At 44.8% G+C, this 4,688-nt stretch carries 4 protein-coding genes and 1 pseudogene; 1 reads left to right on the top strand and 4 read right to left on the bottom strand.

Annotated elements, in window-relative coordinates; all coding sequences use genetic code 11:
• Positions 1–623 (top strand): annotated as a pseudogene (locus Q0R35_RS11340) (hypothetical protein); the annotation flags it as partial.
• Here Q0R35_RS11340 and Q0R35_RS11335 read toward each other — a convergent pair.
• From Q0R35_RS11335 to Q0R35_RS11320, 4 genes are all read right to left on the bottom strand, one after another.
• Complete coding sequence (locus Q0R35_RS11335; protein WP_295617806.1) at positions 597–1,874, bottom strand: glycosyltransferase; 1,278 nt, start codon at positions 1,872–1,874, stop codon at positions 597–599. The pseudogene Q0R35_RS11340 and the gene Q0R35_RS11335 sit on opposite strands and share 27 nt — an antisense overlap.
• A gap of 135 nt (positions 1,875–2,009) precedes the next feature.
• Positions 2,010–3,242 carry a glycosyltransferase gene (locus Q0R35_RS11330; RefSeq protein WP_295617803.1) on the bottom strand — a complete coding sequence of 411 codons (1,233 nt, stop codon included), beginning with the start codon at positions 3,240–3,242 and terminating at the stop codon, positions 2,010–2,012.
• A complete protein-coding gene (locus Q0R35_RS11325; protein ID WP_295617800.1) occupies positions 3,239–4,114 on the bottom strand; it encodes a methyltransferase domain-containing protein in 876 nt (291 codons plus the stop codon). Before Q0R35_RS11325 ends, Q0R35_RS11330 begins: the two co-directional genes overlap by 4 nt.
• A 23-nt stretch (positions 4,115–4,137) precedes the next feature.
• A partial coding sequence (locus Q0R35_RS11320; protein ID WP_295617797.1) for an ATP-binding cassette domain-containing protein occupies positions 4,138–4,688 on the bottom strand: 551 nt, incomplete at its 5' end.

The raw sequence follows: 4,688 nt of genomic DNA, 5'->3' as shown, positions 1-4,688 counted from the left end.
TTCTCAGCTCTCATCTCGATTATGCATGTGTATTAAGTAGCATTTCCAGAATTACTGAGAGTGGCAAGGAGTTTGGGTCGTATGAGACAGATTTTTCGGAAGAGATTAGTGACTATAAATGGGGACTATATGGGTGTGTCGTTCACAGCACAATTTGTTTTCGCAAAGAGAGTTTTTTAACATTGGGAGGCTATCGCTCATTTCTGTACCCTGTAGATGATTACGACTTGCTGCTAAGATTTGAAGAGTCCTATCAGGTAGCAGTTATTAATAAAGCCTTAGTGAAATATCGTATTCATGCCAAGGCAGGAACTTTTAAGACTTTCCGTGAGATGGAATTTAAGACGCGCTATGTTGAAGAAATGGCTGCTCAAAGGCGATCTAACAAACCTGAAATATCTTTAATGGAATTTAGCCATACTCTGAATCAAGCAACTTTATGGGAAAAGTGGCAGAGGAACATCAATGAAATGGGAAGACTGATGTTTCGTCAAGCAGGTCTGATGATTGGCGAAGGGGAGTATTTTAGGGGTTTATACAGCCTTACTGTGGCATTTCTCCTCACACCAAGACTTACTCTTTATAAATTGCTAGCTTTACGTCACCGAAATGAGAGTAGATAGAGGATCTAAATACTGAAAAATCGTGCTGGTGTATCGATCGATCGAATTAAGATCGGCAAATACCTGCATCTGCGATCGATCTCCCAATGTTGCTGGTGCTTCAGTCAGGCAGCGGGTAAGTGCTAGCATCAGCTCTGACGGCTGGGTAGCATCTACAGCTAGCCCCAATTGATACTTGCTTACCAATTCTCCCATCAAACCATAATCGGTACTCAATACGGGTTTACCTGCTGCTGCTGCTAGCAATAAAATACCACTCATCCCAACGTGTCGTTGATAGGGAGCCAACACCACATCAGCAAGCTGGAAATAGGCGACGACTTCATCTTCAGGGATAAAGTCATAGCATTCAATAATTTGAATCGGCATATTCTGGCGGAGTGCGGCAATTTTCTGTTCGATATCGACTCGCTCGGCGGCGTTAGTTTTACCTACCAATAACAAACACATCTGCTGACTCAATTCGGGCGGTAATAACTCGATCGCCTCTAACAGTTGATAAATGCCCTTCCGCCCATCTAATGCCCCAAATAGCAAAAACACTCGGCGATCGGCTTCGATGCCAAGCTGGGCGCGATATGCAGCTAAATCCAGTGATGTTGAATGAGACGATCCCACCGGATCGGCTAGGGTGACGATATTGGCATTTTCTCGCTCGGCTTTGAGTACTTCAACCGCAAACGGATCGAGACAAAATACCGTCTGAAGCTGAGGGTGTGCGAGGATGCGATCGATCGTAAATCGATTGCGCCACTGTTGCAGACGCTGTTTGCGATCGGGATGATAATTAGCAAATGTATCATAGTGGAAAGTCGGTCGAAAATAGATCCCCGAAAATGGACAAGGCGACGGCATTCCCACGGCTAACGGCAGTTCGCAGGTATCTAAATACATCATCAGCGCGTGGGTAGTTTGCAACTTTTGGGCGTATTTACAAAATATCTGCCATTCGCGGAAGTTCCGTTGTAACCGACTCCATCCCGAACTTCGATCTCCTAGAGCGACGACTTCATCAGCAGTAATCGGGACGATGTTAATTGTTGGCTGCTGATGACTCTCAATCGCCGCCACTGTGTCGCGATGAATGTCTAAAAACTGCTGTAACACGACAATATCGATCGCGCCAACGACTGGCTGCTGGCAAGCATAATCGATGAGGTGCTGAATATAGTTGCCATGATGTCCGCCCAAAGCCAGATCGAATAACATCAATCTCTGTGGCTTGGTAATCGGTGATGCGGATGGTTTCATAGAGCGGGGGGACGGGGGGTTATTTGGTAGTCAGATGCGGAGATCTTACCCACCCCGCCCTTCGGGCACCCCTCCGTTCGCGAAGCGTCTGCCTGCGCAGAGGAGGGGAATTTTCTATTCACTATCCTTTATCCCTTATCCAAGAATGCTTTGAAACAGCGACTTATAGCGATGTGCTTGTACTTCCATTGCGTATTCTCGCTCCGCTTTGGCGCGTGCTGCTGCGCGGAGGTGGGGATGTCGTTCGGTATCTGACAATACCCAGGCGATGCCGCGTGCGAGATCTCGGGTATCGCCGTAGTTGGCAATGTAACCATTTTGGTGCGGCTCGACGATATCTGCCAAGCCAGTATTGGCAAATACTACTACGGGCGTACCGCAGGCGAGAGACTCTGAAGCTGTTTGCCCGAAGGCTTCTTCGATCGAAGGGGCAACCATCACGTCTGCGGCTGCGTATGCGAGTTGGAGCGATCGATCTTCGGTGAGCTTGCCTAAATAGCGGACGGGGAAGCCTAAATCTACGGGTTGCTCTGGCGCGGAAGAGCCGAAAATTACTAATTCGATCCGATCTCCCCAACCTTGGGCGCGGAGCTGTTGTAAGGCGGCTTGAATTAGATGAAAACCTTTGCGGGTGTCGCCTGTTGCGTCAATTGCGCCGAACAAGACGAGTTGTTTGTCTTGGGGCAGATTTAACATTTCTCTGGCAATCTGCGCTTCGATCGGCTTAAATACGGTCGCATCTAGCCCAAATGGGATGACGGAGATGGGGGTGTTTTTGAATAGAGCTGAGGCGCGCATACATTCCGCCATCCACTGGCTGGGAGCGACGAGATGGAGGTTTAAATTTTGCCATGCTGTGGCTTTGCGTTGCCAGACATCTTGCGATAAGTCGGCTTCGCGCTGGCTCTGGAGTTGGGGACAATTCCCGCAGGATGTTTTATAACGATCGCAGCCTAGGGTATAGTGACAGCCGCCTGTAAAGGCCCACATGTCTTGAAGCGTCCAGACTAGCGGTTGTTTAAATTCGGCTAAGGCGGAGACGGGAACGAAGCCATTACAGATCCAGTTGAGGTTGAGGATATCTGGTGCAATTCGATCGATACTTTTATGGAGTGCGGCGGGAAACCATTGCGGTGAGAATAGTTGCGTACGATCGCGATAAGATCTGTGTGGATAAGCATCGCCCATCGATCGCAATTTAGCAGCTAATTTAGATTCTGCCGTCGTTACCGTCGGATCGCTACTTTGTTTGTGTTGGACTAAAAACTGGGAATCGACTTCGATCGATCGCAACCCTTGATGAATGCGATAGGCGGCTCTAGCTGCACCGCCAGCGAGATCGAAAGTACTTAAATTTAAGACTTTCATAGTGATTGAGAAATAACTTGAGACAACTTATTTTTAGTCCTAGCAATTGCTCGGAGTAATGGATATAAACCACTGGAGATTGCTGCTAATTTATTAATTAGTTCCCAATTTAAGGGCTTTTTTACTACTTTTTGATAAATAGTCGCATAAGTCCCAGGACAGGTGCCTAAAACTGATAGTCCCATTATTTTTGCAAAATAATCAAAGGTATAAACTAGATGAAAGGTAGCTGGCAAATGACATTTAATAGTTGGCGCAAAATGATTGGAAATTACCAAATAGCCATTCAATTTTACACTTTCGATCGCGCTGGCAAATACTCTCAACGGATCGGCGACATGCTCTAATACATCAGTACTTATTAAGCAGTCATATTGTCTATCAATCGAATTTATAAACTTAATGTTGGAATATTCGGTAGATTTAAAAATTGCCAGATTATGAGGGTGAGGTTCGTAAACATCTACCAATAAATTTGACGATTGAGCTGCAATCGCTCTGGCGATCGTGCCAAATCCACCACCATAGTCTAAAACTGAATTTATGCAATCTTTACGATCGACAATCCAATCGACAAGAGACTGACGAAGTTGCATTGATAATGGGTCTTGTTCGATAAACATCCCATTTAACAGCCAGACAGGATGATTGTAGAACTTACCAATGTTATCCCAATCTAAATTTTGATTATCGCAACCAAACTCGTCCCATTGATAGTCTAAAATTTGGCAAATTCCCGAAAATTCTAAACAACCATTGCCTGTAATTGCGATTAATTTATTCATTTCTTCAATTTCTGTTGAAGTTAGAGCTGATAAATCTTGGGGCTTGAGTGTTGTAAGTAAATTAGGTATGTTTTGACTAGAGTTCATAAATTCATGTAAGATTGATAATATTATTTTAAAAGAACGACTTCTTCATAACTACCAGATTTGACAATTCGACCTCGATCTAACATATAAATTCGATCGCAATGTTCGAGCGTAGACAATCGATGTGCGATGATAATCATAGTTTTAATACCACTTAAAGATTTAATTGATTCGGTAACTAAAGCTTCCGTTTCAGTATCTAAAGCCGCTGTGGCTTCATCAAAAACGAGTATTTCTCGCTCGTGATAGAGCGCGCGTGCGATGCCGACTCGTTGACGTTGACCGCCAGAAAGTAGTACACCACGTTCGCCGACCATTGTGTCGAGACCGTTAGGAAGTTGTTCGACTAGTTCTGATAATTGCGAAGCGATAATTGCCTTGTCTAATTTTTGCCGATCGATCTCATGTTCGGGAACCCCAAAGGCAATATTTTTCTCAAGCGTATCATCAATTAAAAATATCGATTGAGGTACATAGCCAATCGAATTTTGCCAAGCGCGTAAGTCAGTATAAATTGAAACTCCATCGACAGTAATATCTCCCGATTGCGGTACTAATAAACCTAGAAGTGTAT

Origin of the sequence: Chamaesiphon sp. GL140_3_metabinner_50 (assembly GCF_025361915.1) — a bacterium.
Classification (GTDB): domain Bacteria; phylum Cyanobacteriota; class Cyanobacteriia; order Cyanobacteriales; family Chamaesiphonaceae; genus Chamaesiphon.
This window is presented reverse-complemented; position numbering and strand designations above follow the sequence as displayed.

Bases quoted from the DNA above. Each gene is read 5' to 3' on its own strand.
- Q0R35_RS11335 (WP_295617806.1), bottom strand. From the start codon at position 1,874: ATGAAACCATCCGCATCACCGATTACCAAGCCACAGAGATTGATGTTA.
- Q0R35_RS11330 (WP_295617803.1), bottom strand. From the start codon at position 3,242: ATGAAAGTCTTAAATTTAAGTACTTTCGATCTCGCTGGCGGTGCAGCT.
- Q0R35_RS11325 (WP_295617800.1), bottom strand. From the start codon at position 4,114: ATGAACTCTAGTCAAAACATACCTAATTTACTTACAACACTCAAGCCC.